This is a genomic window from Variovorax sp. GW460-12-1-14-LB1, assembly GCF_059423605.1.
On record NZ_JBWKYF010000028.1, the window covers coordinates 1 to 25234 of the forward strand.

20 protein-coding genes are annotated in these 25234 nt (G+C 68.2%); 7 read left to right on the top strand and 13 right to left on the bottom strand.

All coding sequences use genetic code 11. The features are described 5' to 3' along the window. Positions 1-126 precede the first annotated feature (126 nt). Positions 127-1200 carry an ABC transporter ATP-binding protein gene (locus AC07Y4_RS15875; RefSeq protein WP_070060031.1) on the bottom strand — a complete coding sequence of 358 codons (1074 nt, stop codon included), beginning with the start codon at positions 1198-1200 and terminating at the stop codon, positions 127-129. Between the two features lie 22 nt (positions 1201-1222). After that, on the bottom strand, positions 1223-2257 hold the full coding sequence (locus AC07Y4_RS15880; protein ID WP_487848023.1) for a putative 2-aminoethylphosphonate ABC transporter substrate-binding protein: 1035 nt from the start codon (positions 2255-2257) through the stop codon (positions 1223-1225). Between the two features lie 205 nt (positions 2258-2462). On the opposite strand from AC07Y4_RS15880, the gene AC07Y4_RS15885 reads away from it, so the two are divergent. Together AC07Y4_RS15885 and AC07Y4_RS15890 are read left to right on the top strand one after the other, a co-directional pair. Next, positions 2463-3023, top strand: coding sequence for a phosphonate degradation HD-domain oxygenase (locus AC07Y4_RS15885; protein ID WP_095948257.1), 561 nt, complete (start codon positions 2463-2465; stop codon positions 3021-3023). A gap of 113 nt (positions 3024-3136) precedes the next feature. Then, positions 3137-4948 carry an ABC transporter ATP-binding protein/permease gene (locus AC07Y4_RS15890; protein WP_487848024.1) on the top strand — a complete coding sequence of 604 codons (1812 nt, stop codon included), beginning with the start codon at positions 3137-3139 and terminating at the stop codon, positions 4946-4948. Here the strand turns inward: AC07Y4_RS15890 and queC are convergent. The 3 genes from queC to AC07Y4_RS15905 form a co-directional block, all read right to left on the bottom strand. Continuing rightward, the gene (gene queC / locus AC07Y4_RS15895; RefSeq protein WP_062481313.1) at positions 4930-5634 is read right to left on the bottom strand and encodes a 7-cyano-7-deazaguanine synthase QueC; all 705 of its coding nucleotides are present in this window, start codon (positions 5632-5634) and stop codon (positions 4930-4932) included. The two genes, AC07Y4_RS15890 and queC, sit on opposite strands and share 19 nt — an antisense overlap. An 86-nt stretch (positions 5635-5720) precedes the next feature. After that, a complete protein-coding gene (locus tag AC07Y4_RS15900) occupies positions 5721-6203 on the bottom strand; it encodes a cyanophycin metabolism-associated DUF1854 family protein (RefSeq protein WP_095743688.1) in 483 nt (160 codons plus the stop codon). Further along, positions 6203-8491, bottom strand: coding sequence for a cyanophycin metabolism-associated ABC transporter (locus AC07Y4_RS15905; protein WP_487848025.1), 2289 nt, complete (start codon positions 8489-8491; stop codon positions 6203-6205). Before AC07Y4_RS15905 ends, AC07Y4_RS15900 begins: the two co-directional genes overlap by 1 nt. A 139-nt stretch (positions 8492-8630) precedes the next feature. Between AC07Y4_RS15905 and AC07Y4_RS15910 the strand changes: the two genes are divergently transcribed. The 5 genes from AC07Y4_RS15910 to AC07Y4_RS15930 all read left to right on the top strand — a co-directional run bounded on the left by AC07Y4_RS15910 (position 8631) and on the right by AC07Y4_RS15930 (position 15110). Beyond that, positions 8631-10874 carry a cyanophycin synthetase gene (locus AC07Y4_RS15910; protein ID WP_235944232.1) on the top strand — a complete coding sequence of 748 codons (2244 nt, stop codon included), beginning with the start codon at positions 8631-8633 and terminating at the stop codon, positions 10872-10874. Positions 10875-10961: 87 nt separating this feature from the next. Beyond that, the gene (gene cphA, locus AC07Y4_RS15915) at positions 10962-13529 is read left to right on the top strand and encodes a cyanophycin synthetase (RefSeq protein WP_487848026.1); all 2568 of its coding nucleotides are present in this window, start codon (positions 10962-10964) and stop codon (positions 13527-13529) included. Between the two features lie 207 nt (positions 13530-13736). Further along, positions 13737-14153 (top strand): hypothetical protein, encoded by a 417-nt coding sequence (locus tag AC07Y4_RS15920; protein WP_062481303.1) that lies wholly within the window; start codon positions 13737-13739, stop codon positions 14151-14153. Positions 14154-14200: 47 nt separating this feature from the next. Further along, on the top strand, positions 14201-14692 hold the full coding sequence (locus AC07Y4_RS15925; protein WP_070060037.1) for a hypothetical protein: 492 nt from the start codon (positions 14201-14203) through the stop codon (positions 14690-14692). A gap of 148 nt (positions 14693-14840) precedes the next feature. After that, the gene (locus AC07Y4_RS15930; RefSeq protein WP_062480564.1) at positions 14841-15110 is read left to right on the top strand and encodes a hypothetical protein; all 270 of its coding nucleotides are present in this window, start codon (positions 14841-14843) and stop codon (positions 15108-15110) included. A 48-nt stretch (positions 15111-15158) separates the two neighbouring features. On the opposite strand, the gene AC07Y4_RS15935 is transcribed toward AC07Y4_RS15930, so the two are convergent. Genes AC07Y4_RS15935 through chvE form a run of 8 tightly spaced genes read right to left on the bottom strand, consistent with a single transcriptional unit; the run spans position 15159 to position 25229 of the window. Beyond that, positions 15159-16076, bottom strand: coding sequence for a dihydrodipicolinate synthase family protein (locus tag AC07Y4_RS15935; RefSeq protein ID WP_487848027.1), 918 nt, complete (start codon positions 16074-16076; stop codon positions 15159-15161). Positions 16077-16085: 9 nt separating this feature from the next. Further along, positions 16086-17822: an IlvD/Edd family dehydratase gene (locus AC07Y4_RS15940; RefSeq protein ID WP_487848028.1), complete on the bottom strand. Its 1737-nt coding sequence runs from the start codon at positions 17820-17822 to the stop codon at positions 16086-16088. Between the two features lie 10 nt (positions 17823-17832). Then, positions 17833-18855 carry a galactofuranose ABC transporter, permease protein YjfF gene (gene yjfF, locus AC07Y4_RS15945; RefSeq protein WP_487848029.1) on the bottom strand — a complete coding sequence of 341 codons (1023 nt, stop codon included), beginning with the start codon at positions 18853-18855 and terminating at the stop codon, positions 17833-17835. Beyond that, positions 18852-19886, bottom strand: a complete 1035-nt coding sequence (locus tag AC07Y4_RS15950; protein ID WP_487848030.1) for an ABC transporter permease — start codon at positions 19884-19886, stop codon at positions 18852-18854. The genes yjfF and AC07Y4_RS15950 overlap by 4 nt, the downstream gene beginning before the upstream one ends. After that, on the bottom strand, positions 19883-21403 hold the full coding sequence (locus AC07Y4_RS15955) for a sugar ABC transporter ATP-binding protein (protein ID WP_487848031.1): 1521 nt from the start codon (positions 21401-21403) through the stop codon (positions 19883-19885). The genes AC07Y4_RS15950 and AC07Y4_RS15955 overlap by 4 nt, the downstream gene beginning before the upstream one ends. Before the next feature lie 4 nt (positions 21404-21407). Beyond that, entirely contained in the window at positions 21408-22613 is a 1206-nt protein-coding gene (gene mmsB / locus AC07Y4_RS15960; RefSeq protein WP_487848032.1) for a multiple monosaccharide ABC transporter permease, read from the bottom strand. After that, positions 22600-24126, bottom strand: a complete 1527-nt coding sequence (mmsA, locus tag AC07Y4_RS15965) for a multiple monosaccharide ABC transporter ATP-binding protein (protein ID WP_487848138.1) — start codon at positions 24124-24126, stop codon at positions 22600-22602. Before mmsA ends, mmsB begins: the two co-directional genes overlap by 14 nt. Before the next feature lie 32 nt (positions 24127-24158). After that, positions 24159-25229 carry a multiple monosaccharide ABC transporter substrate-binding protein gene (gene chvE, locus AC07Y4_RS15970; RefSeq protein ID WP_487848033.1) on the bottom strand — a complete coding sequence of 357 codons (1071 nt, stop codon included), beginning with the start codon at positions 25227-25229 and terminating at the stop codon, positions 24159-24161. Positions 25230-25234 lie beyond the last annotated feature (5 nt).

The following is a 25234-nucleotide window of genomic DNA, read 5'->3' on the forward strand; positions in this document are numbered from 1 at the left end:
CGCAGCGAAATCAAGGAGGAGCCCGAAGGGCGGGGGACATTCGCGGAGCAAGGTACCCCGTCGGCGGGAGCGCGCCCCGAAGGACTGCGCACCACGCGACGAGAACCCCGCACACGCGACGTCATTTCATTGCGCCAGAACCGACAGCGCGTTCAAGGGAAGCTGGATGTGCACCATGCTGCTGGGCACCAGCGGCTCTTCGCCGCCGCTGCGCGCATCGGCGGGCAGCTCGGCCTCGATCTCGATGCCCAGCGGCTCGCAGGCCAGGCGGGCCGAGGTGCGGTTGCCGAAGAACTCGGTGTCGAGCAGGCGTGCGGCGAAGCTGTTGGTGCCGAGCTCGGAACCGAAGCGCTTCACCACCACATGCTCGGGGCGGATGCCCACGGTGGCCTGCGAGCCGACGCTGAGACTGCCGGGCGCGCAGAACAGTTCGCTGTCGCGCACGCGCACCTTGCCGTCGGCCAGCACGGTGGCGGGCAGCATGTTCATGCGGCCCACGAAGCCCGCCACGAAGCGGGTGCGCGGCTTGCGGTACAGCTCGTCGGGCGTTCCGGCCTGCTCGATGCGGCCGTTGTGCATCAGCACCACGCGGTCGGCCATCGAGAGGGCTTCTTCCTGGTCGTGCGTGACCATGATGGTGACGATGCCCAGGCGCTTTTGCAGCGCGCGGATTTCGCTGCGCAGCGTGGCGCGCACCTGCGCGTCGAGCGCGGAGAGCGGCTCGTCGAGCAGCAGCAGGCGCGGGTTGGGCGCCAAAGCGCGCGCCAGCGCGATGCGCTGCTGCTGGCCGCCCGAGAGCTGCACGGGGTACTTGTCGGCATGCGCGGTGAGGCCGACGAGGTCGAGCATCTCGCGCGAGCGCTTGGCCATCTCGCGCGCCAAGGCACCCGTGGGGTGCAGGCCGTAGGCGATGTTCTGCGCGGCCGTCAGGTTGGGGAACAGCGCATACGACTGGAACACCACGCCGAAGCCGCGCGCCGCGGGCGGCAGGCCCGCGATGTCCTGGCCGCCGAGCAGGATCTGCCCGCTGTCGGCGCGCTCGATGCCGCACACGATGCGCAGCAGCGTGGTCTTGCCGCAGCCCGAAGGACCGAGCAGGCAGACGAACTCGCCGGGCTCGATGTCCAGGTCGATGCCGTCGAGCACGCGCGTGGCGCCAAAGGACTTGCCGATGCCGCGAAGAGAAAGAAAGCTGGTCATGTGCGGCTACCCGAAACCCAGGTCACATTGGCTTTTTCTCGGCCTTGGCGTCGTAGCGCTTCGACCATTCCGTCAGGATGCGGTCGCGGTTCGCGGCAGCCCAGTTGAAGTCGTTCTTGGCGAGCAGCTTCTCGACGTCGCCCGGCACGAACTCGAGCTTTTCCTGGATGCCCGGCAGCGCGAGCACGGCGAAGTTCTTCGCGTACAGCTCGTTGGCCTGCTTCGTCACGGCCCAGTCGGCCAGGGCCTTGGCGGCGTCCTGCTTCTTGCTGGTCTTCATGATGCCGGTGGCTTCCATGTCCCAGCCCAGGCCTTCCTTGGGCAGCACGATGTCGATGGGGGCGCCGTCGCGCTTGGTCTTGTTGGCGCGGTATTCGAACGACATGCCGAGCGCGAACTCGCCGGCGCCGGCCTGGCGGCAGGGCTTGCTGCCCGACAGGCTGTACACGCCGATGTTCTGGTGCAGCGCGTCCATGTACTTCCAGGCCTTGTCCTCGCCCATCATCTGGATCCAGCCCGACACCATGAGGTAGCCGGTGCCCGAGGCGGCCGGGTTGGGCATGGTGATCTGGCCCTTGTAGACCGGGTTGGTCAGGTCGGCCCAGCTGGTGGGCTTGGGCAGGTTCTTCTTCGTGGCTTCGGCGGTGTTGAAGCAGATGGCCGACGACCACACGTCCATGCCGACCCACTTGGGCGGGTTGGCGGTGTCGCGCATGGTGGGCTTGATGGCGTCCAGGCCCTTGGGGGCGTAGGGCTGGAGCATGCCTTCCTTGTCCAGCAGCATCAGCGAGGTGGCGGCCAGGCCCCACACCACGTCGGCCTGCGGGTTGGCCTTTTCGGCCAGCAGCTTGGCGGTGACGATGCCGGTGGAGTCGCGCACGAACTTCAGCTCGATGTTGGGGTTCTCCTTTTCGAAGGCGGCCTTGTAGGCCTGCACCTGGTCGGCCTCGAGCGCGGTGTAGACCAGCAGCTCGGTGCGGCCCTGGGCCGAGGCGGCGAAGGCCAGCGAGAACAGGGCAGCGGGCAAGACGGCCCAACGGAGATGACGACGCAGCATGGGAGATCCCTCGGTGTAAGAACAGGCGGTGTACGCAAAAAGAAAACACGGCCGGGGCCGTGAACGCAGCGATGCTCGCAGCGCTATGTGACAAAGGTTTGTCACACGGCCGTACCCGCGCCGCGGCGTTTGCACTTTCGTCACACGGCTGTCATCGAGCGACGCGAGCCTGTACAGGCTGTCGCACCCGTTCTTTTGCAATCCCATGACACTCGACCTCGCCGAGATCGCTCGCCTGTTCGCCGAACGTGGCGCGCTGGCGTACGCGGGCGAGCCGGTGTCGCAGCTCGAACACGCGTTGCAATGCGCCTGGCTGGCCGAACAGGCCGGCGCCGGCGACACGCTCGTGACGGCCGCATTGCTGCACGACCTGGGGCACCTGCTGATCGCCGAGCACCAGACGCTGTCGCTCTCGCCCACCGAACTGGGCATTGACGACCGCCACCAGTACATCGCGCTGCCGCTGCTGCGCGGCGCCTTCGACGTGGCGGTGCGCGAGCCGATCCGCCTGCATGTGGACGCCAAGCGCTACCTGTGCGCGACGCGCCCGGGCTACGTGTCGATGCTCTCGCCCGATTCGGTGCGCAGCCTGGCGCTGCAGGGCGGCGTGATGGACGACGAGGCGGCGCAGCGCTTTGCGGGCCTGCCGTGGTCGGGCGACGCGGTGCGGCTGCGGCTGTGGGACGAAGCGGCCAAGGCCGAGGGGCTGCGAACGCCGCCGCTGGCGCATTTCCTGGCGACGGCGGCGCGCGTGATGCTGCGCTGAGGGCTGGCGGGGCGAAGGGACGGCGGGCCGACTTTCAGCCCCGTTTAAGAAACATTTGTCTACGATGGTTTCCTCACGAGGTCCGGCGCCCCTGCGCCTGCGAGGAAATCCGCATGTCATCTGCTCCATCTCCCACCATCGCGGCGCGTGCCGGCGCGTTCGTCCAGGTCCTGCGCCGCGTGCTGCGGCTCGCGGCGCCCTACTTCAGTTCGGACGAAGAAAAATGGCGGGCGCGTCTCATGTTCGCGGGCATCGTGGCGCTGAACCTGGCGTATGTGTACGCGCTGGTGCTCTTCAACCAGTGGTACGGGCGCTTCTATGACGGGCTGCAGAACAAGGACGCGGTGGTCTTCTGGCGCGAGATCCGCGTGTTCGCCTGGCTGGCCTTCTTCAACATCGCGATCCAGGTGGCGAAGTTCTACCTGACGCAGCTGCTGCAGCTGCGCTGGCGCTCCTGGATGACCCGCCACTACCTCGGCCGCTGGATGGCCGACCGCACCTTTTATCACCTGGAGCTGGCGCGCTACGCCCAGGCCGACGGCGTCACGCCCGACAACCCCGACCAGCGCATCCAGGAGGACATGCAGATGTTCACCAATGCCACGATGGTGCTGTCGATGGATTTGCTGAACGCGGTGGTCACGCTGCTGAGCTTCATCGGCATCCTGTGGGGCCTGTCGGGCACCTTCGACCTGTCGCTGGGCGGCAGCACCTACCAGGTCGCCGGCTCGATGGTGTGGCTGGCGCTGGTCTACTGCGTGGTCGGCACGGTCATCACGCATTTCATCGGCCGGCCGCTGATCGGCCTGAACTTCCGCCAGCAGCGCTTCGAGGCCGACTTCCGCCACCACCTGGTGCGCGTGCGCGAGTACAGCGAAGCGATCGCACTCGACCACGGCGAAACAGTGGAGCGTGGCCAGCTCGACACGCGCTTCGGCGCGGTGCTGCGCAACTACCTGCAGCTGATCAAGAAACGGAAGAACCTGGTCACCTTCACCGCGATGTTCGGTCAGGCCTCGCTGATCTTCCCGTTCCTCGTGTCAGCGCCGCGCTTCTTCAGCGGCGCCATTCAGCTGGGTGCCCTCATGCAGATTTCCTCGGCCTTCGACAAGGTGCAGGAATCGCTGAGCTGGTTCGTCGAAAACTACGACAAGGTGGCCGTCTGGCGCGCCACCACCGACCGCCTGATCAGCTTCGACGACGCGATGCGCGCCCACGCCACGCGCGAAGACGCCTTGCAGCGCGAAGAAGGCGCCGCCGCGCTGGGCACCAGCGACCTCACGCTCGCGCTGCCCAACGGCACGCAGCTGCTGGCCGGTGCCGCGCTGGCGGTGCGTCCCGGCGACAGTGTGCTGCTGCAAGGACCCTCGGGCAGCGGAAAGTCGACGCTGTTCCGCGCTTTCGCGGGCATCTGGCCGTTTGCGCGCGGCAAGGTGCAAGCCCCGGCCGACGCGGTCTTCATGCCGCAGCGCCCCTACCTGCCCGACGGCAAGCTGCGCGAGGCGCTGACCTACCCGCACCCGGCCGCCGGCTTCAGCGACGACCAGCTGCGCCAGGCCCTGGCCGATGCGCTGCTGCCCGACCTGGTGAACCGGCTCGACGACAGCGACGCCTGGAGCCAGAAGCTCTCGGGCGGCGAGCAGCAGCGGCTGGCCATCGCGCGGGTGCTGCTGAAGAAGCCGGCGTGGCTCTTCGCCGATGAAGTGACCAGCGCGCTCGATGCACCGGCCGAAGCCGTGCTCTACCGGCGGCTGGCCGACACGGTGCGCGCGGGCGGCGGTGCGATGGTGTCGATTGCGCACCGGCCGGCGGTGGGCGATTTCCATGGCCAGCGGTGGACGCTGGTGCCACAGGACGAAAGCGCAGCCGGCGGCGCGCGCTACCGGCTCGATACCTCTACAGCGGCTCAGGCCGCAGCGACGTAACGCTCCCAGCCCTTCTTGCGCAGATCGCAGGCCGGGCATTCGCCGCAGCCGTAGCCCCAGGCCTGGCGGTGTTCGCGGTCGCCGAGGTAGCAGGTGTGGGTTTCTTCCACGATCAGGTCGACCAGCGGCTGGCCGCCCAGCCGGTGGGCCAGCGCCCAGGTCTCGGCCTTGTCGATCCACATGAGCGGCGTCTCGATCACGAGGCGGCGCTCCAGGCCGAGCGACAGCGCCAGCTGCATGGCCTTCATGGTGTCGTCGCGGCAGTCGGGGTAGCCCGAGAAGTCGGTTTCGCACACGCCGGTGACGATCACCTGCAGCCCGCGCCGGTAGGCCAGCGCGCCCGCGAGCGTGAGGAACAGCAGGTTGCGCCCGGGCACGAAGGTGTTGGGCAGGCCGTCGGCCTGCATGGCGAAGGCGACTTCTTCGGTGAGCGAGGAGCCGCCGAGCTGCGCCAGCGCGGCCAGCGTGAGCACGTGGTCTTCGCCCAGGCGCGGCGCCCATTCGGGGAAGCGCTCGCGGATCTTCGCGAGCACGGTGCCGCGCACGTCGAGCTCGACGCGGTGGCGCTGGCCGTAATCGAAGCCCAGGGTTTCGACCCGCTGGTACTTGGACAGGGCCTCGGCCAGGCAGGTGGCCGAGTCCTGGCCGCCGGAGAAGAGAACGAGGGCGGTGGTGTGCAGGGGCATGTCCGTCAACGGCGGGGCCGTTGTAGTGCAAATGCACGATTTTCGCAGCCGATCGATGCTGCGGGCCGCCCTGTTCTGCGCTGCTTCTAGAGAAAGCGCTCCAGCAGCTTGCGCGACGCGCGATCCAGCGCCTTCGCGTCGGGAATGCGGAACTGCACGCCGTGCGCGCTCGCGATGAGCAGCGCGCCGCCTTCGAGCCGGCGGATGTCCTCCTCGGCCTTGAGCACGAAGCTGGTGTCGCCGCGGTCGGTGCTCACGGTCCAGGTGCTGGGCACGCCGAAGCTGGACACGCCGTGCAGCTTCAGCAAGGTGGGCGCGAAGTCGCGCACGGCGAGTTCTTCGGTCAGCAGCGCCTGGGTGGGCGCGGGCAGCTGGTCGACGCGGTCGACCCACACGAGTTCGCGGCCTTCGCTGCCGACGAGCGACACGCCCTCGTTGGGCGCGCTCAGCGGAAAGGCGCGCACGGGCGTCACGCCCACGTGGTGCTCGCCCTGCGCGTCGGTCAGCACGAGGCGCCCGAAGGTGTCGCGTGCGAGTTCGAAGCTGATGTTGGTATTGGTGCTGCTCATCACACGTCCCCTGCCGGATGGGCGGCGTGGCTCACGGCCAGCGGCGCCTGGGCGTTGGCGCGCTCGTCGGCGGCGCCCTCGCTCACATCGTCTTCGTCGCCCTGGCGCAGCTGCGCCTGGTACAGGCGCCAGTAGGCGCCCTGCTTGGCCATGAGCGCGTCGTGCGGCCCGACCTCGACCACCTCGCCGCGGTCCATGACCACGAGGCGGTCGGCCTTGCGCAGCGTGGACAGGCGGTGGGCGATGGCGATGGTGGTGCGGCCCTGCACGAGGTTGTCGAGCGCCTTCTGGATTTCCTTTTCGGTCTCGGTGTCGACGGCCGAGGTGGCCTCGTCGAGGATCAGGATGCGCGGGTCGATGAGCAGCGCGCGCGCAATGCTGATGCGCTGGCGCTCGCCGCCCGACAGGCCCTGGCCGCGCTCGCCCACCAGCGAGTCGTAGCCGTGCGGCAGGCGCAGGATGAAGTCGTGCGCGTGGGCCGCGCGGGCCGCCGCCACCACCTCTTCGCGCGTGGCGTCGGGCTTGCCGTAGGCGATGTTCTGCGCGATGGTGCCGAAGAACAGGAACGGCTCCTGCAGCACCAGCCCCACGTGGCGGCGGTAGTCGGCCACGGCGAAGCGGCGGATGTCGGTGCCGTCGACCTTGATGGCGCCATCGGTCACGTCGTAGAAGCGGCAGATCAGGTTGACCAGCGTGCTCTTGCCCGAGCCGCTGTGGCCCACGAGGCCGATCATCTCGCCGGGCTCGATGGTCAGATCGAGGTCGTGGATCACGGCGCGCGAGCCGTAGCGAAAACCGAGGCCGCTCATCTCGATGCGGCCCTGCACGCGCTCCACCTTCACCGGGTTGGCCGGCTCGGGCACGTTGCTCACGTGGTCGAGGATGTCGAAGATGCGCTTGGCGCCGGCGGCGGCCTTCTGCGTGACCGAGACGATGCGGCTCATCGAGTCGAGCCGCGTGTAGAAGCGGCCGATGTAGGCGATGAAGGCGGTGAGCACACCCACCGTGATGCTGCCGCGCGCCACCTGCCAGATGCCGAAGGCCCAGACCACGAGCAGGCCGATTTCGGTCAGCAGCGACACGGTCGGCGTGAACAGCGACCAGGTGCGGTTGAGCTTGTCGTTGACCTGCAGGTTGTAGGCGTTGGCGACGCGGAAGCGCTCGGCTTCGCGGCGCTCCTGCGCGAAGGCCTTCACCACGCGGATGCCGGGGATGGTGTCGGCCAGCACGTTGGTCACTTCGGACCAGACGCGGTCGATCTTCTCGAAGCCGGTGCGCAGGCGGTCGCGCACGACGTGGATCATCCAGGCGATGAAGGGCAGCGGCACCAGCGTGACCACGGCCAGCAGCGGGTTGATCGAGATGAGGATGGCCGCCGTCATGACGATCATCAGCACGTCGTTGGCGAAATCGAGCGCGTGCAGCGACAAGAAGACGTTGATGCGGTCGGTTTCCGAGCCGATGCGCGCCATGAGGTCGCCGGTGCGCTTGCCGCCGAAGTAGTCCAGCGGCAGGGTCAGCAGGTGCTCGTAGGTGGTCGTGCGCAGGTCGGCGCCGATGCGCTCGGACACCAGCGCCAGCAGGTAGGTGCGCGCCCAGCCCAGCCCCCAGCCGACCAGCGCCGCGATCAGCAGGCCGCCCAGGTAGAGGCCGACCCGGCCGGAATCGATCTTCTGCCCGTTCTGGAACGGGATCAGGATGTCGTCCATCAGCGGGATGGTCAGGTACGGCGGCACCAGCGTGGCGGCGGTGGAAATCAGGGTCAGGACAAACCCGAGGATCAGCTGCTTGCGGTACGGCCCGGCGAAGCGGCCCAGGCGCAACAGCACCCAGGTCGAGGGCGGGGTCTGGAGCTCGGTGTCGGTGCCGTCGACGTCGAGAAGTTCGGGCACCTCTTCTGTCGCCTTCGCGACAACGGGCGCGGCGCGCTGGCCGAACAGCTTGAGCAGCTTCAGCGCCGCCGGCTGGCCGGCCAGGGTGTAGCGCCAGCGGGCGAGCTGTCCGGCGGGGCCGATGAGGTCGAGGGTTCCGACGCCGGCATGGTCAGAAAGACGCATTTCCAAGGCCTGATCGGTGAGTGGCCACTCACGCCATTCGCCGCCGGGTTCCAGGGCGATGAGCCGCTGGTCGGTCAGGGCGACGAGGCCCGTGGCGAAGCGAAGTTGGTCGTCGAGGTCAACCGCAAGTGTTACCGAAACGTTTTCAGCGCCTGCGAGTCGGCTTTTCAGCACGCCTGAGACCGCCTCCGTTTCGCCCGCCTGGGCGCCGACTGGATCGTGATGTTGCATTGTGTTTATTTGACTCTTGCCCGTCGCGGGCCGCTGGGACCGCGTCATGGCGTCCTTGGTCGGGCGCCGATTCTGACCGATCGCCATGGGTGCGCTTGAAGGCGCCGTGGTGCTCGGCCAAAGCACATCGAACGTTTGCATGACCCGTTTCGACGACATCCAATTGCTGCGCATCAACTATTTGCGCGGTCCCAACCTCTGGACCTACCGTCCGGTGCTCGAAGTCTGGCTCGACCTGGGCCAACTGGAAGACTTCCCCTCCAACAAGATCGACGGTTTCACCGACCGGCTGACCACCCTGCTGCCGGCGCTCATCGAGCACCACTGCGGCGTGGGCGAGCGCGGCGGGTTCATCCAGCGCCTCACCGAAGGCACCTGGTCGGGCCACGTGCTGGAGCACGTCGTGATCGAACTGCTGAACCTGGCCGGCATGCCGACCGGCTTCGGGCAAACCCGCAGCACCTCGGAGCACGGCGTGTACCGCATGGTGTTCCGCGCGCGTGACGAGCAGGTCGCCCGCGTGGCACTCACCGAAGGCCACCGCCTGCTGATGGCGGCCATCAACAACGACCCGTTCACCGCCGCCGACGTGCAGACCGCCGTCGAGGCCGTCAAGGCCAAGGTCGAAGACTGCTACCTCGGCCCGAGCACCGCGGCCATCGTGTCCGCCGCCACCGACCGCGGCATTCCGCACATGCGCCTGAACAGCGGCAACCTGGTGCAGCTGGGCTACGGCGCCAACCAGCAGCGCATCTGGACCGCGGAAACCGACTACACCAGCGCCATCGGCGAATCGATCGCCAGCGACAAGGAACTGACCAAGTCGCTGCTCGCCAGCTGCGGCGTGCCCGTGCCGCACGGCCAGGTGGTCGAGTCGCCCGAAGAAGCCTGGGAAGCCGCCGAGGACATCGGCCTGCCGGTGGTCGTGAAGCCGTCGGACGCCAACCATGGCCGCGGCGTGTCGCTCGAACTGACCACGCGCGAGGAAGTCATGGCCGCCTTCGCGGTCGCCGAGCCCGAGGGCAGCGACGTGATGGTCGAGCGCTTCATCCGCGGCCACGAACACCGCCTGCTGGTGGTGGGCGGCGAGGTGGTGGCGGCCGCGCGCGGTGAGATCATCACCGTGACCGGCGACGGCACCAACACCGTGGCCGGGCTGATCGACAAGCAGCTCAACAGCGACCCGCGCCGCGGCGCCGAAGAAGAATTCCCGCTCGACGTGATCGTGCTGGCCACCGATGCCAAGCTGCAGCTGGAGCTCAAGCGCCAGGAACTGGACGGCAACTCGGTGCCCGCCGCCGGCCGCGTGGTCACGATCCAGCGCAACGGCAACATGGCCTACGACTGCACCGACCTCGTGCACCCCGAGGTGGCGCACGCCGCCGTGCTCGCCGCCCGCGTGGTCGGCCTGGACATCGCGGGCATCGACATGGTCGCGCAAGACATTTCCAAGCCGCTGGGCCCGCAGGGCGGCGCGATCGTCGAAGTCAACGCCGGCCCCGGCCTGCTGATGCACCTGAAGCCGGCCATCGGCTCGCCGCGCCCCGTGGGCCGCGCCATCTGCGACCACCTGTTCCCGAACGACGCGCCCGGCCGCATCCCCGTGGTGGGTGTGGCCGGCTCGCGCGACACCGCCGTGCTCGCGCGGCTGGTGGCCTGGCTCATCAACCTCGGCGGGCGCCACACCGGCCTGGCCTGCCGCGACGGCCTGTTCCTGGAACGCCGCCGCGTCGATGCACGCGACAGCGCCAACTGGGACGCCGGCCACCGCCTGCTCGTGAACCGCGCCGTCGAGGCCGTGGTGATCGAGAACGGCGCCGAGACCATCCTGCGCGACGGCCTGGCCTACGACCGCTGCGAAGTCGGCATCGTGACCGACCTCGAAGGCTGTGAAGCCCTGGCCGACTACGACATCACCGAGAGCGACCAGATGGTCAAGGTGCTGCGCACCCAGGTCGACGTGGTGCTGGGCGAAGGCACGGCCGTGCTCAATGCCGACGAGCCGCGCATCGCCGCGCTGGCGCCGTTGTGCGATGGCGCCGTCATCCTGTATGCGGCCGACCCGCAGGCCGCCGCGCTCGCCGCGCACCAGGCCGAAGGCGGCAAGGCCGTGCTGGTGCGCCAGGACCGCGTGGTGCTGGCCAACGGCACGAGCGAATCGTTCCTGCCCGGCCTGGGCCGACTGACCATCTGGCGCGCGACCCACGTCGGCGTGAGCCTCGAAAGCCTGCTGGCCGCCGTGGCCGCCGCCTGGGCCATGGGCATTCCGCTCAACCTGATCGGCGCCGGCGTCGAGGCCTTCGAAGCCGACCTGCAGGCGGCCCTGGCCTCGCTGCAGCTGTCGCAGGCCTCGCCCCTTTCGCCCCAACTACAACTGGCATGACACGATGCGCCGCCCCGCCACCCGCGGGGCCGGCGCCCTGGTCACACCGCAAGATCACCGCAACCGCGCGCCCCGTGCCGTAGCCCCATGAAAGTCACCCGCATCCGCGCCCTGCGCGGCCCCAATCTCTGGAGCCGCCACACCACCATCGAGGCCGTCGTGGCCTGCGAAGGCGACGAGAACGCCGTCGGCAAGCTCGACGGGTTCGAAGCCCGCCTGCGCGCCCGCTTCCCGACCATCGGCGAGCTGCACCCGATGGTGCTCGGCCAGCCGCTGGCGCTGGCCCACGTGCTCGAGAACGCCGCCGTGGCGCTGCAGGCCCAGGCCGGCTGCGCCGTCAACTTCGGCAACACCGCGCCCACGACCGAAGAAGGCGTGTACCAGGTCACCGTGCAGTACACCGAGGAAGACGTGGGCCGCCGCGCCCTCGCGCTGGCCGAAGAGCTGATCCAGGCCGCGCTGGCCGACACCGCCTTCGACGCCGACGCCGCCATCACCGAGCTGCGCGACCTCGACGAATCGGAGCGCCTGGGCCCGAGCACCGGCTCCATCGTCGACGCCGCCGTGGCGCGCGGCATTCCGTACCGCCGCCTCACCAGCGGCAGCCTGGTGCAGTTCGGCTGGGGCTCCAAGCAGCGCCGCATCCAGGCCGCCGAAATCGACAGCACCAGCGGCGTGGCCGAATCGATCGCGCAGGACAAGGAACTCACCAAGCAGCTGCTCAACGCCGCCGGCGTGCCGGTGCCGCTGGGTCGCCCCGTGAGCAGCGCCGACGACGGCTGGGCCGCCGCGGAAGAAATCGGCCTGCCGGTCGTGGTCAAGCCGCAGGACGGCAACCAGGGCAAGGGCGTGACGGTGAACATCACCACGCGCGAGCAGCTGAATTCGGCCTACGACTCGGCCGCCGTGTACGGCGAGGTGATGGTCGAGAAATTCCTGCCCGGCTTCGACTTCCGCCTGCTGGTGGTCGGCGACCGCCTCGTGGCCGCCGCGCGCCGCGACCCGCCGCAGGTGATTGGCGACGGCAGCTCCACCGTGCGCCAGCTGGTCGACACCGTGAACCTCGACCCGCGCCGCGGCGAAGGCCACGCCACCTCGCTCACCAAGATCCGCCTGGACGACATCGCCATCGGCCGGCTCGAGTCGCAGGGCCTCACGCCCGAGAGCGTGCCCGAGCTGGGCCAGCGCGTGGTGCTGCGCAACAACGCCAACCTCTCGACCGGCGGCACCGCCACCGACGTCACCGACACCGTGCACCCCGAAGTGGCCGCGCGCGCGGTCGATGCGGCGCAGATGGTCGGCCTGCACATCTGCGGCGTCGACATGGTCTGCGAGAACGTGCTGCGCCCGCTCGAAGAACAGCACGGCGGCGTGGTCGAAGTGAACGCCGCGCCCGGCCTGCGCATGCACATCTCGCCCTCGTTCGGCCGCGGCCGCGCAGTCGGCGAGGCGGTGATGGACACGCTCTTCGCCCCCGGCGACGACGGCCGCATTCCCGTGGTGGCCGTCACCGGCACCAACGGCAAGACCACCACCGCGCGCCTGATCAACCACATCATTGCCTCCAGCGGCCTGCGCACCGGCATGACGAACACCGACGGCGTGTACGTCAACGGCCGCCAGACCGACAGCGGCGACTGCAGCGGCCCCAAGAGCGCGCGCAACGTGCTGATGCACCCCGACGTCGACGCGGCCGTGTTCGAAGTGGCCCGCGGCGGCGTGCTGCGCGAAGGCCTGGGCTTCGACCGCTGCGAAGTGGCCGTGGTCACCAACATCGGCAGCGGCGACCACCTGGGCCTGAACTACATCACCACGGTGGAAGACCTGGCGGTGCTCAAGCGCGTGATCGTGCGCAACGTGGCCGCCGACGGCTACGCGGTGCTCAACGCGGCCGACGTGAACGTCGCCGCCATGGCGGCCGGCTGCCCCGGCAACGTGATCTTCTTCACCGCCGACCGCATGCACCCGGTGATGGCCACGCACCGCGCGCAGGGCAAGCGCACCGTGTACGTCGACCAGGACACGCTGGTGGCCGCCGAAGGCTCGTGGCGCGAACGCATCGCGCTGCGCGACGTGCCGATCACGCGCGGCGGCACCATCGGCTTCCAGGTCGACAACGTGATGGCCTCGGTGGCCGCCGCGTGGGCCGTGGGCCTCGATTGGGACACCATCCGCAGCGGCCTGTCGAGCTTCATGAACGACGCGGCCGGTGTGCCCGGGCGCTTCAACGTCATGGACTACCGCGGCGCCACCGTGATCGCCGACTACGGCCACAACACCGACGCCATGAAGGCGCTGGTGTCGGCCGTGGACACCATGCCCGCCAACAAGCGCTCGGTGGTCATCAGCGGCGCGGGCGACCGGCGCGACTCCGACATCCGCGACCAGACCGCGATCCTCGGCCAGGCCTTCGACGACGTGATCCTGTACCAGGACGCGGCGCAGCGCGGCCGGGCCGACGGCGAAGTCATGGCGCTGCTGCGCCAGGGCCTGCAGGGTGCCTCGCGCACGCGCCAGATCGACGAGATCCGCGGCGAGTTCGTCGCCATCGACGCCGCGCTGGCGCGGCTGCAGCCGGGCGACCTGTCGCTGATCCTCGTCGACCAGGTCGAAGAGGCGCTGGCCCACCTCGCGCAGCGCATCGCGCAGGGCTGATCCGCCCGCCCCGCAGCGCAGGAGGCCCGCCCTCCTTGCGCTGACGGACGTGTCCCACACGCAGGGGCGCGTCCGGCCCGCTCCATGGCGTGCGGCTTGTCCCACAGCCCGGCCCGGGCGCCCGGCCCACACTGGGGACCGGTCGCGCCCTGCGTGCTTTTGTCTTCCTCTTGTCCGCTCGCACGGCGCGCCTTTCCAGGAGCCCCGATGACGACCCATTCCCTCCGTTCCACCGTGTCGACCGCCGCCCTCGTGGCGTTCGGCGGCTTCTTCATGGCCTGTGCGCCGCTGGCCTCGGCCCAGGCGCCCGGCAGCGACGCGCGGATGCAAAAGGAACGCGCCACCTGTGACGGCGTGCAACAGGACCGCGCGGCCTGCCTGCGCGAAGCCGGCGCCGCGCGCCAGGAAGCCGGTCGCCACGGCCTGACCACCCCCGGTGCGGAACGCGAAGACGCCAACGCGCTCGCACGCTGCCGCGAACAACCCGTGGCCGACCGTGCCGATTGCGAAGCGCGCATACGCGGCGGCGCGCGCACCTCCACCGAAGGCAGCGTGATGGGCGGCGGCGTGATCCGCGAAACCGTCACCCCGCTGCCGCCGCAGCCCGTGCAGCCGGTGCGCTGATCGAGCGAGACCGGCCTTCACCCCGATACGCCAACAAGGAGCACACCATGCCAAACAATGCGCGTTCGATGATCTTTGCCCTGCTCGCACTCAGCGGGCTGGCCACCACCACCATCGCCACGGCCGCCCGTGGCGACGGCGGCGGCAGCACCTACCAGCAGGAGGTTGCGGTCTGCGGCCACAACCAGCAGGACCGTGCCGCCTGCATCCGCGAAGCCGGCGCCGCGCGCCAGGCCGCGGCACGCGGCGGCCTCACCTCCGCGCCCGACTACCGCGCCAACGCCGTGGCCCGCTGCGGCCTGCAGCCGCCGGCCGAACGTGCCGACTGCGAAGCCCGCGTGCTGGGCAGCGCGGGCAACATCCGCAGCAATGTCGATGGCAGCGTGATGGGTGGCGGGGTGATCCGCGAATCGGTCTCGACCCGCGTGGTGAACATACCGGCCGCCACGCTGCCGCCGCCGATGGCCGCGCCGATGCCGGCCCCGATGCCTGCGGAACCGATGCCGATGCCCATGCCGCGCCCCGTGCCGGTGCAGTGACCCGATGCGCATCGCCCGGAATGCGCCTCGGTGATAACACCGACGACACGTTCGCGGGCGGTGCCCTCGTTTGTCATCAAATCGTCACAAAATACAGGCATGTGCTAGCTATAGTTCCCGGTCCCTGCCAACCGAGGAACACTTTCCCATGAATGCCATCAAGGTCGCTCGCCGATTCATTGAAACGGACCCGGCCAACGAATCGGCCAAGATCCTTGCCCAACTCGTGCTGGCGCTCGAAGCCGAACGCAGCTTCGAGTTGATCACGCTCTACAGCCTCGACTACAAGAGCTTCCAGCTTGCGATGGACATCCTGAAGGAGTGGCGCCTGGACCGCTACTACGCCAGCAAGTCCAAGCTGTTCGATCTCTCGCTGCAAGTCACCGAGCTCGAAGCGGGCAACAGCGCCGCTTCCTGAGCCCGTCCCATGGCGGTCCGGTACCTGGCGTACCCGGGCCCGCCTGTTTCATTTCCCCCAGCGCAACACCAACGGATCGAGCCGCCGCGCGGTCTCGATGAGGCCCGCGCGCGTCTCGGGATGCAGCGCGGGCAGCGGATGCCGCGGCGCTTCGCAGGCGATCACGCCGCCTTCCTTCATCAGCGCCTTGCAGGCCAGCAGGCCCGCCTGGCGGTTCTCGCAGTTGATGAGCGGCAACCACCGCTGGTACAGCGCGAAGGCCTGGTCACGGTCGCCTGAACGGTGCGCCTCGATGATCGGGCGGATGCCGTCGGGATAACCGCCGCCGGTCATCGCACCGGTCGCGCCGGCATCGAGGTCCGACATCAGCGTGATCGCTTCTTCACCGTCCCACGGCCCTTCGATGGCATCGCCACCCAGACGGATCAGCTCGCGCAGCTTCGACGCGGCGCCGGCGGTCTCGATCTTGAAATACGCAACCTGCTCGATCTCTTTCGCCATGCGCGCGAGAAACGGCGCCGACAGCACCGTGCCGCTCGCGGGCGCGTCCTGGATCATGATCGGAATCGTCACCGCATCCGAGAGCCGCGCGTAGAACTCGTAAATCTGCGGCTCGGGCACGCGGAAGGTCGCGCCGTGGTACGGCGGCATCACCATCAGCATCGCCGCCCCCATGTCCTGCGCGCGGCGGCTGCGCGCGGCGCAGACCTGGGTGCTGTAGTGCGTGGTGGTCACGATCACCGGCACGCGGCCCTTCACATGCTCGAGGATGGTGCGCGTGAGCACCTCGCGCTCCTCGTCGGACAGCACGAACTGCTCGGAGAAATTCGCCAGGATGCACAGCCCGTCGGAGCCCGCGTCGATCATGAAATCGACGCAGCGCTTCTGGCTTTCGAGATCGAGCGCGCCCTGTTCGGTGAAGGTGGTCGGCACCACCGGGAAGATGCCGCGGTATCGGGGGGTCATGACGTGTGATCAGTGGGAGTGGCGGGGAACGGCCGAGCCTCTGCAGCCGACCAGGAAATCGAAGTCGCAGCCTTCATCGGCCTGCAGCACGTGGTTGACGTAGAGCTTCTGGTAGCCGCCGCCGCGCGTGCTCATGGGCTGCGCATCGGACGCGGACAACGAGGCCAGGCGCGACGCCAGCTCCTCGTCGCTGATGTCCAGGTGCAGGCGCCCCGCATCGCAATCGAGCTCGATCCAGTCGCCATCGCGCACCGCCGCGAGCGGCCCGCCGTCGGCCGCTTCGGGCGCGACGTGCAGCACCACCGTGCCATACGCCGTGCCGCTCATGCGCGCGTCGGAGATGCGCACCATGTCCTTCACGCCCTGGCGCAGCAGCTTCGGCGGCAGGCCCATGTTGCCGACCTCGGCCATGCCGGGGTAGCCCTTGGGGCCGCAGTTCTTCAGCACCATCACGCAGCTCGCGTCGATGTCGAGGTCTTCATCGACGATGCGTGCCTTGTAGTGCTCCAGGTTCTCGAACACCACGGCGCGGCCGCGGTGCTTGAGCAACTCGGGCGTGGCGGCTGAGGGCTTGAGCACCGCGCCGCGCGGCGACAGGTTGCCGCGCAGGATGCGGATGCCGCCGTCGGCGATCAACGGGTTGTCGAGCGGGCGGATCACCTCGTCGTTGAGGCTCGGCGCCTCGCGCACGTTGTCCCAGAGCGACTGGCCATTGACGGTGAGCGCGCCGGGGTGCGGCAGCAGCCCGTGCTCGCCGAGGCGGCGCAGCACGGCGGGCAGGCCGCCCGCGTAGTAGAACTCTTCCATGAGGAAGCGCCCCGAGGGCATGAGGTCCACGATGGTCGGCGTGTGGCTGCCGATGCGCGTCCAGTCTTCCAGTTCGAGCTCGACGCCGATGCGCCCCGCGATCGCCTTCAGGTGGATCACCGCATTGGTCGATCCGCCGATGGCCGCGTTCACGCGGATCGCATTCTCGAAGGCCTCGCGCGTGAGGATCTTCGACAGCGTGAGCCCGTCCTTGGCCATCTGCACCGCGCGCGCACCCGACATCTGCGCCAGCACGTAGCGCCGCGCATCGACCGCCGGAATCGCCGCGTTGTGCGGCAGCGAGGTGCCCAGCGCCTCGGCCATGCAGGCCATGGTGGAGGCCGTGCCCATCGTGTTGCAGGTGCCCGCCGAGCGCGACATGCCGCCTTCGGCCGAGAGGAACTGGTGCAGGTTGATCTCCCCCGCCTTCAGCGATTCGTGCAGCTGCCACACGGCCGTGCCCGAGCCGATGTCCTTGCCGTCGAGCTTGCCGTTGAGCATCGGCCCGCCCGTGACCACGATGGCCGGGATGTCGCAGCTGGCCGCGCCCATCAGCAGCGCCGGCGTGGTCTTGTCGCAGCCCGTGAGCAGCACCACCGCATCGACCGGGTTGCCGCGAATGGCTTCTTCGACGTCCATGCTCGCGAGGTTGCGCGTGAGCATCGCGGTGGGCCGCAGGTTCGATTCGCCGTTCGAGAACACCGGGAACTCGACCGGGAAGCCGCCCGCCTCCGAGATGCCGCGCTTGACGTGCTCGGCGATCTTGCGGAAGTGCGCGTTGCAGGGCGTGAGTTCCGACCAGGTGTTGCAGATGCCGACGATGGGCCGGCCATCGAACTCGTGGTCCGGGATGCCCTGGTTCTTCATCCAGCTGCGGTACATGAAGCCGTTCTTGTCGGCGGAGCCGAACCATTCGGTCGAGCGCAGTTTCTTTGTCATGGGGAAGTGGTCAGCGGCGCGGGGCGCGCGAGGTGAAGAAACGTTGGAGCAGGCAGAACACGAAGAGCAGCGCGCCGACCACGATGCGCGTCCACCACGAGCTCAGCGTGCCGTCGAAGGAAATCAGCGTCTGGATGATCCCGAGCATCAGCACGCCGAAGAGCGTGCCCGCCACGTAGCCCACGCCGCCCGTGAGCAGCGTGCCGCCGATCACCACCGCCGCGATGGCATCGAGCTCCAGCCCGAGCGCATGCAGGCCGTAGCCCGAGAGCATGTAGAAGGTGAAGATCACGCCGGCCAGCGCCGAGCAGAAACCCGAGAGCGTGTACACGCCCACGAGCGTGCGGCGCACCGGCAGGCCCATCAGCATCGCCGAATGCTCGCTGCCGCCGATGGCATACACCGCGCGACCGAACGGCGTGCAGTGCGCGATGAAGATCGCGGCCAGCAGCACGGCGATGGCAATCACCGCGCTGACCGAGACCGAGGCCTCGCCCCAGATGGGAATGCGGATCTGCGAGACCTCGGAGTAGAAGTCGTTGGTAATGCTGATCGAATCGATGCTGATGAGATAGCAGAGCCCGCGCGCGAGGAACATGCCCGCCAGCGTGACGATGAAGGGCTGCAGCCGGAAGCGCTCGATGAGCAGGCCCATGAACGCGCCGAAGGCCGTGCCCATCGCGAGCACCAGCGGAATCACGATGGCCGGGCTCCACCCGTGCTTCTCGACCAGCGAGGCCGACACCATCGTCGTGAGCGCGATCACCGAGCCCACCGAGAGGTCGATGCCGCCCGAGAGGATCACGAAGGTCATGCCGACCGCGACGACGATGAGGAACGCGTTGTCGATCAGCAGGTTGAGGAACACCTGCGCCGAGAAGAAGCCGTCGTAGAACACCGAGCCCAGCGTCGCCATCAGCACGAACAGCGAGATGGTCGCGGTGAGCGGCAGGTACTTCGGATTGAGCCTTGCCTTGCTCCCGCGCGCGGGAGCGGGTGGAGCGGAAGGCGCCGCCTCGATCACCGCGCTCATGCCCTGCCCCCGTCATGCACCGGCCGCTGCACCAGCGTGCGGACCTCCGCCCGGAACTCCGGCGACTGCATCAGCATCACCACGAACACCACCACCGCCTTCACCACGAGGTTGATCTCCGGCGGCACGCCCAGCGAGTAGATCGCGTAGGTCAGCGTCTGGATGATGAGCGCGCCGATCACGCTGCCCACAAGGCTGAAGCGCCCGCCCGTGAGCGCCGTGCCGCCGAGCGTGACCGCGAGGATCGCGTCCAGCTCCAGCAGCTGGCCGGCGTTGTTGCCGTCCGCGCTCTTCACGTTCGAGCTGATCAGCAGGCCCGCCACGCCCGCACACACGCCGCAGAACGCATACGCACCGACGACCAGCCGCCGCGCCTGGATGCCCGCCACGCGCGCGGCCGTCGGGTTGATGCCCACCGCCTGGATGAACAGCCCGAGCGCCGTGCGCGTGATCGCCAGGTACAGCAGCGCGAACACCGCCGCCACGATGAACAGCGAGAACGGCAGCCCCAGCAGGTAGCCGCTGCCGAGGAAGAAGAAGGGCTTGTAGTAGATCGTGATGATCTGCCCGTCCGCGATGAGCTGCGCGATGCCGCGCCCCGCCACCATGAGGATCAGCGTGGCGATGATCGGCTGCATGCCGACCTTGGCGACCAGCAACCCGTTCCACAGCCCGCACAGCAGCGCGACGGCGAGCGCCGCGAGGATCGCGAGCGGCATCGGGAAGCGACTCACGTCGCTGGACACCGAGCCGCCGATCATCCAGGCCGCGACCGCCGCCGCGATGGCCACCACCGCGCCCACCGAGATGTCGATGCCGCGCGTGGCGATCACCAGCGTCATGCCGAGCGAGACCAGCACGAGCGGCGCCGCGCGGTTCACGATATCGATGAGGCTGCCGTAGAGATGACCCTCGCGCCATTCGAGGTGCAGGAAGCTCGCGTTGAACGCGGTGTTGATCGCGAGCAGCAACAGCAGCGTGATGACGGGCCAGGCGAGCCGATGGCTCATGAGAGACGAGAAGCGGTTCATGCGGCGGCAATCATTTCGTAGACCTCGTCCTCGGTCGAGCCGCCCGGCAGCTCGCCCACCTTCTGCCGGTCGCGCAGCACCACGATGCGGTGCGCCACACGCACCACCTCGCTCATCTCCGACGAGATGAAGATCACCGCCATGCCGGCGCGCGCGAGCCGCAGGATCTCTTCCATGATCTCCTGCTTGGCAGCGACGTCGATGCCGCGCGTGGGTTCGTCCAGGATCAAGAGGCGCGGCTCGGTCGCGAGCCAGCGCGCGATCATGGCTTTCTGCTGGTTGCCGCCCGAGAGCAGGCCGATGGGCGTTTCGACACTGGCCGTCTTGATGCCCAGCGAGGCGACGAAGCGCTCGGCCATTGCGGTCTGCTCGGCGTGGGAGAGAAACTTCCGCGTGCCCAGCCGGGCCTGCAGCGCCAGCGCGATGTTCTCGCGCACCGACAGCTCGGCCACGATGCCATCGGTCTTGCGCTCTTCGGGGCACAGCGCAAGGCCTTCGCGGATTGCATCGGCCGGATTCGAAAAGCTGACGGAGCGGCCGTCGATCTTCAGCACGCCACGGTCGGGCGATTCGAGGCCGAACAGCAGGCGCGCGAGTTCGGTGCGGCCCGCGCCGAGCAGGCCGGCGATGCCGACGACCTCGCCGGCACGCACGCGCAGGTCGGTCGCCTGCAACTGCCCGGCCTGCCCCAGTCCTTCGGATTGCAGCAGCGCGGGCGCTGCTTCATCGAACGCGGGCAGCGCGGCAGGTCGTGCCGACTGCGCAGCCAACTCGCGACCCAGCATCGCCGCGATCAACGCTTGCGGGCCGAGGTCTGCCGCCTTCCACTCGCCCACCCAGTTGCCGTTGCGCAGCACGGTGATGCGGTCGGACACCGCGTACATCTGGTTCAGGAAGTGCGTCACGAAGACGATGGCAAGGCCCTCGCCGCGCAGCCGACGCAGCACCTCGAACAGCTTCTCGACTTCGTCGTCATCGAGGCTCGAGGTCGGCTCGTCGAGGATCAGCACTTTCGACGACACGCCGAGCGCGCGCGCGATCGCCACCATCTGCTGCACCGCGACCGAATAGCTCGACAGCAGCCGCGTCACGTCGATGTCCAGCCCGATGCGCGCCAACAGCTCCGAAGCCCGGCGGTTCACCGCAGCCCAGTCGATGCGAAAACCCTGCATCGCGCCGCAGCGCGGATAGCGCCCCGCGAACACGTTCTCCGCCACCGAGAGGTTCGGGCACAGGTTCACCTCCTGGTAGACCGTGCTGATGCCCAGCTTCTGCGCCTCCAGCGGCGAGCCCGGACGGATGGCCTCGCCGCCCAGGAACATCTCGCCGCCGCTCGAAGGCAGCACGCCCGTGAGCACCTTGATGAGCGTCGACTTTCCCGCGCCGTTCTGCCCCATGAGCGCATGGATCTCGCCCGGGTAGAGCTTGAGCTGCACGCCGTTGAGCACCGGGATGCCGGCGAACTGCTTGTGGATGCCCCGCAACTCCAGCACGGGGGTGACGCCGCTGTCGGTCATGCGTTCACTTGTTCTTGTTGTAGACGTCGATGAACACCGCCGCGAGCAGCACCAGCCCCTTGATGACCTGCTGGTAGTCGATGCCGATACCCAGGATCGACATGCCGTTGTTCATCACGCCCATGATGAAGGCGCCGATCACCGCCCCCATCACCCGGCCCACGCCGCCCGAGGCCGAGGCGCCGCCGATGAAGCAGGCCGCGATCACGTCGAGCTCGAAGCCCAGGCCCGCCTTGGGCGTGGCCGTGTTGAGCCGCGCCGCGAACACGAGGCCCGCGAGCGCCGCCAGCGCGCCCATGTTCACGAAGGTGAGGAACGCGAGCCGCTGCGTCTTCACACCCGACAGACGCGCCGCCTTCTCGTTGCCGCCCAGCGCATAGATGCGCCGGCCGATGGTCGTGCGGTTGGTGACGAAGTCGTACACCACGATCAGCACCGCCATCACCACCAGCACGTTGGGCAGGCCCTTGTAGGTCGAGAGCAGGTAGCTGAAGAACAGAATGATCGCCGCGAAGAACAGGTTCTTCACGAGGAAGAAGGCGTAGGGCTCCTGTTCCATGCCATGCGCCTTGAGCTTGGCGCGCCCGCGCAGCTTGAAGAACACCAGCGCCGCGGCCGCCAGCGCGCCCACGATCAGCGAGGTGGTGCGCAAGGTGTCGCCGCCGAGCGGATCGGGAATGAAGCCCGAACTCAGGCGCTGGAACTCGACCGGAAACGGCCCCACCGACTGTCCCGCGAGCAGCGCCAGCGTGAGCCCCTTGAACACCAGCATGCCCGCGAGCGTGACGATGAACGAGGGGATCTTGCGGAACGCGACGAACCAGCCCTGCGCGGCGCCGATGACGGCACCGGCCGCGATGCTGATGAGCGCCGTCGGCACGAAGTGCCATTCGTACTCCACCATCAGCACCGCCGCGAGCGCGCCGATGAAGCCGCAGACCGAACCCACCGACAGGTCGATGTGCCCCGCCACGATCACCAGCAGCATGCCCAGCGCCATGATGACGACGTAGCTGTTCTGCAGCAGCAGGTTGGTGAGGTTCAGCGGCCGCAAGAGCGTGCCGTCGGTCAGCACCTGGAACAGCACCATGATCGCGACCAGCGAGATCAGCATGCCGTATTCGCGCAGGTTGTTCTTCAGGAAGCCCACATGGAGCTTCGGTGCCACGGTAGCGGCGCCCTGCACCGCGTTGGCTTCAGGCGGCGACATGAACAGAACTCCCTGCGCTCACGATCGCATGCATGATGCGCTCCTGCGACGCCTCGGCCGCCGTGAACTCGGCCACGAAGCGGCCCTCGTTCATCACGTAGATGCGGTCGCACATGCCGAGCAGCTCCGGCAGTTCGGAAGAAATCATGAGAATGCCTTTGCCCTCGCTCGCAAGCTGGTCGATGATGGTGTAGATCTCGTACTTGGCGCCCACGTCGATGCCGCGCGTGGGTTCGTCCAATATCAGCAGCTCGGGCTTCGTGAAGAGCCACTTGCTCAGCACCACCTTCTGCTGGTTGCCGCCCGACAGGTTGACCACCAGCTGCTCGACGCCCGAACAGCGGATGTTCAATGCCTTCTTGTAGTCGTTGGCCACCTTGAACTCGCGGCCGTCGTCGATCACCGCGCGTTCGGAGATCGCATCGAGGTTCGCGAGGCTGATGTTCTTGCGGATGCCTTCCTCCAGCACCAGCCCCAGGCCCTTGCGGTCTTCGGTGACGTAGGCGATGCCGTGGTCGATGGCCTTGCGCACCGTGCTCACGTCCACCGGCTTGCCGTGCATGAGCACCGAGCCGCTGATGCGCTGGCCGTACGACTTGCCGAACACGCTCATCGCCAGCTCGGTGCGCCCCGCGCCCATGAGGCCCGCGATGCCCACGATCTCGCCCTGGCGCACCTGCAGGTTCACGCCCTTGATCTGTTCGCGGTCGGCATGCAGCGCGTGGTGCACGCGCCAGTCGCGCACCTCCAGCACCGTCTCGCCGATCTTCGGCGAGCGCTGCGGGTAGCGGTGTTCCATGTCGCGGCCCACCATGCCGCGAATGATGCGGTCTTCGCTGATCGGCGCGCTGCGGCAGTCCATCGTCTCCACCGTCGCGCCGTCGCGCAGCACGGTGATGGAATCGGCCACCTTGGCGATCTCGTTGAGCTTGTGCGAGATGAGGATCGACGCGATGCCCTGGCGCTTCAGTTCGAGCAGCAGCGCGAGCAGCGCATCGCTGTCGTTCTCGTTCAGGCTCGCGGTGGGCTCGTCGAGGATCAGCAGCTTCACCTCTTTGGCGAGCGCCTTGGCGATTTCCACCAGCTGCTGCTTGCCGACACCGAGGTCGGTCACCAGCGTGGTGGGCAGTTCCTTCAGGCCCACCTTGGCGAGCAGCTCGCGCGTCTTCGCATAGGCGGCGAACCAGTCGATCACGCCGCCGCTCGCGATCTCGTTGCCCAGGAAGATGTTCTCGGCAATCGACAGCAGCGGCACCAGCGCCAGCTCCTGGTGGATGATGATGATGCCCAGCTTCTCGCTGTCGGCGATGCCCTTGAAGCGGCGCAGCTCGCCCTCGAAATGGATCTCGCCGGTGTACGAGTCGCACGGGTAGACGCCGCTCAGCACCTTCATGAGCGTCGACTTGCCCGCGCCGTTCTCGCCGACCACCGCGTGGATCTCCCCCGCGCGCACGGCGAGGTTGACGTTGCTCAGGGCCTTCACGCCCGGGAACGTCTTGGTGATCCCGCGCATCGCGAGGATCGTGCGCGCTTCGCCGGCCTGGCTCACTTGACCTGGCTTTCCTTGTAGTAGCCGCTGTCCACCAGCACCTGCTTCCAGTTGGCGCCGTCCACGCTCACCGGCTTGAGCAGGTACGAGGGCACGACCTTGATGCCGTTGTTGTAGGTCTTGGTGTCGTTCACCTCGGGCGCCTTGCCCGAGAGCATGGCGTCGACCATCGCGACCGTCACCTTGGCCAGCTCGCGCGTGTCCTTGAACACGGTGGAGCTTTGCTCCTTGCGCAGGATCGACTTGACCGACGGAATCTCCGCGTCCTGCCCCGACACCACCGGCATCGGCTGCGAGCCCGAGCCGTAGCCCACGCCCTTGAGCGACGACAGGATGCCGATCGACAGGCCGTCGTACGGCGACAGCACCGCATCCACGCGGTCCTTCGTGTAGTAGGCCGACAGCAGGTTGTCCATGCGCGCCTGCGCCACCGCGCCGTCCCAGCGCAGCGTGCCGACCTTGTCCATGCCCATCTGCTTGCTGCGCACCACGAGCTTGCCGCTCTTGATGTACGGGTCGAGCACCGACATCGCGCCGTTGTAGAAGAAGAAGGCGTTGTTGTCGTCGGGCGAGCCGCCGAACAGCTCGATGTTGAACGGGCCCTTGCCGCTCTTCAGGCCCAGTGCGGTTTCGATGGATTGCGCCTGCAGCACGCCGACCTGGAAGTTGTCGAAGGTGGCGTAGTAGTCGACGTTCTTCGAGCCCTTGATGAGCCGGTCGTAGGCGATGACCTTCACGCCCTTGTCAGCCGCCTTCTGCAGCACGTCGGACAGCGTGGTGCCGTCGATGGCGGCAATGACCAAGACCTTCGAGCCCTTCGTCACCATGTTCTCGATCTGCGCGAGCTGGTTCGGAATGTCGTCGTCCGCGTACTGCAGGTCGGTCTTGTAGCCCTTGTCCTTGAAGTACTTGACCATGTTGGCGCCGTCGGCGATCCAGCGCGCCGACGACTTGGTGGGCATCGAGATGGCGATCAGGCCCTTGTCCTGCGCGTGGGCCAGCGGCGTGAAGCCGACGACGGCGAAGGCGAGACCCGCGAGCGAGGCCTTGAGGAAGTTGCGTTTCATGTCGG

What these genes read in the sequence shown, in the direction of transcription:
- queC (WP_062481313.1), bottom strand. Translation starts at nt 5,634, where the DNA reads ATGCCCCTGCACACCACCGCCCTCGTTCTCTTCTCCGGCGGCCAGGAC.
- chvE (WP_487848033.1), bottom strand. Translation starts at nt 25,229, where the DNA reads ATGAAACGCAACTTCCTCAAGGCCTCGCTCGCGGGTCTCGCCTTCGCC.
- AC07Y4_RS15905 (WP_487848025.1), bottom strand. Translation starts at nt 8,491, where the DNA reads ATGCAACATCACGATCCAGTCGGCGCCCAGGCGGGCGAAACGGAGGCG.
- AC07Y4_RS15950 (WP_487848030.1), bottom strand. Translation starts at nt 19,886, where the DNA reads ATGAACCGCTTCTCGTCTCTCATGAGCCATCGGCTCGCCTGGCCCGTC.
- mmsA (WP_487848138.1), bottom strand. Translation starts at nt 24,126, where the DNA reads ATGCGCGGGATCACCAAGACGTTCCCGGGCGTGAAGGCCCTGAGCAAC.
- AC07Y4_RS15900 (WP_095743688.1), bottom strand. Translation starts at nt 6,203, where the DNA reads ATGAGCAGCACCAATACCAACATCAGCTTCGAACTCGCACGCGACACC.
- AC07Y4_RS15890 (WP_487848024.1), top strand. Translation starts at nt 3,137, where the DNA reads ATGTCATCTGCTCCATCTCCCACCATCGCGGCGCGTGCCGGCGCGTTC.
- yjfF (WP_487848029.1), bottom strand. Translation starts at nt 18,855, where the DNA reads ATGAGCGCGGTGATCGAGGCGGCGCCTTCCGCTCCACCCGCTCCCGCG.
- cphA (WP_487848026.1), top strand. Translation starts at nt 10,962, where the DNA reads ATGAAAGTCACCCGCATCCGCGCCCTGCGCGGCCCCAATCTCTGGAGC.
- AC07Y4_RS15875 (WP_070060031.1), bottom strand. Translation starts at nt 1,200, where the DNA reads ATGACCAGCTTTCTTTCTCTTCGCGGCATCGGCAAGTCCTTTGGCGCC.
- AC07Y4_RS15925 (WP_070060037.1), top strand. Translation starts at nt 14,201, where the DNA reads ATGCCAAACAATGCGCGTTCGATGATCTTTGCCCTGCTCGCACTCAGC.
- AC07Y4_RS15920 (WP_062481303.1), top strand. Translation starts at nt 13,737, where the DNA reads ATGACGACCCATTCCCTCCGTTCCACCGTGTCGACCGCCGCCCTCGTG.
- AC07Y4_RS15935 (WP_487848027.1), bottom strand. Translation starts at nt 16,076, where the DNA reads ATGACCCCCCGATACCGCGGCATCTTCCCGGTGGTGCCGACCACCTTC.
- AC07Y4_RS15955 (WP_487848031.1), bottom strand. Translation starts at nt 21,403, where the DNA reads ATGACCGACAGCGGCGTCACCCCCGTGCTGGAGTTGCGGGGCATCCAC.
- AC07Y4_RS15940 (WP_487848028.1), bottom strand. Translation starts at nt 17,822, where the DNA reads ATGACAAAGAAACTGCGCTCGACCGAATGGTTCGGCTCCGCCGACAAG.
- mmsB (WP_487848032.1), bottom strand. Translation starts at nt 22,613, where the DNA reads ATGTCGCCGCCTGAAGCCAACGCGGTGCAGGGCGCCGCTACCGTGGCA.
- AC07Y4_RS15930 (WP_062480564.1), top strand. Translation starts at nt 14,841, where the DNA reads ATGAATGCCATCAAGGTCGCTCGCCGATTCATTGAAACGGACCCGGCC.
- AC07Y4_RS15885 (WP_095948257.1), top strand. Translation starts at nt 2,463, where the DNA reads ATGACACTCGACCTCGCCGAGATCGCTCGCCTGTTCGCCGAACGTGGC.
- AC07Y4_RS15910 (WP_235944232.1), top strand. Translation starts at nt 8,631, where the DNA reads ATGACCCGTTTCGACGACATCCAATTGCTGCGCATCAACTATTTGCGC.
- AC07Y4_RS15880 (WP_487848023.1), bottom strand. Translation starts at nt 2,257, where the DNA reads ATGCTGCGTCGTCATCTCCGTTGGGCCGTCTTGCCCGCTGCCCTGTTC.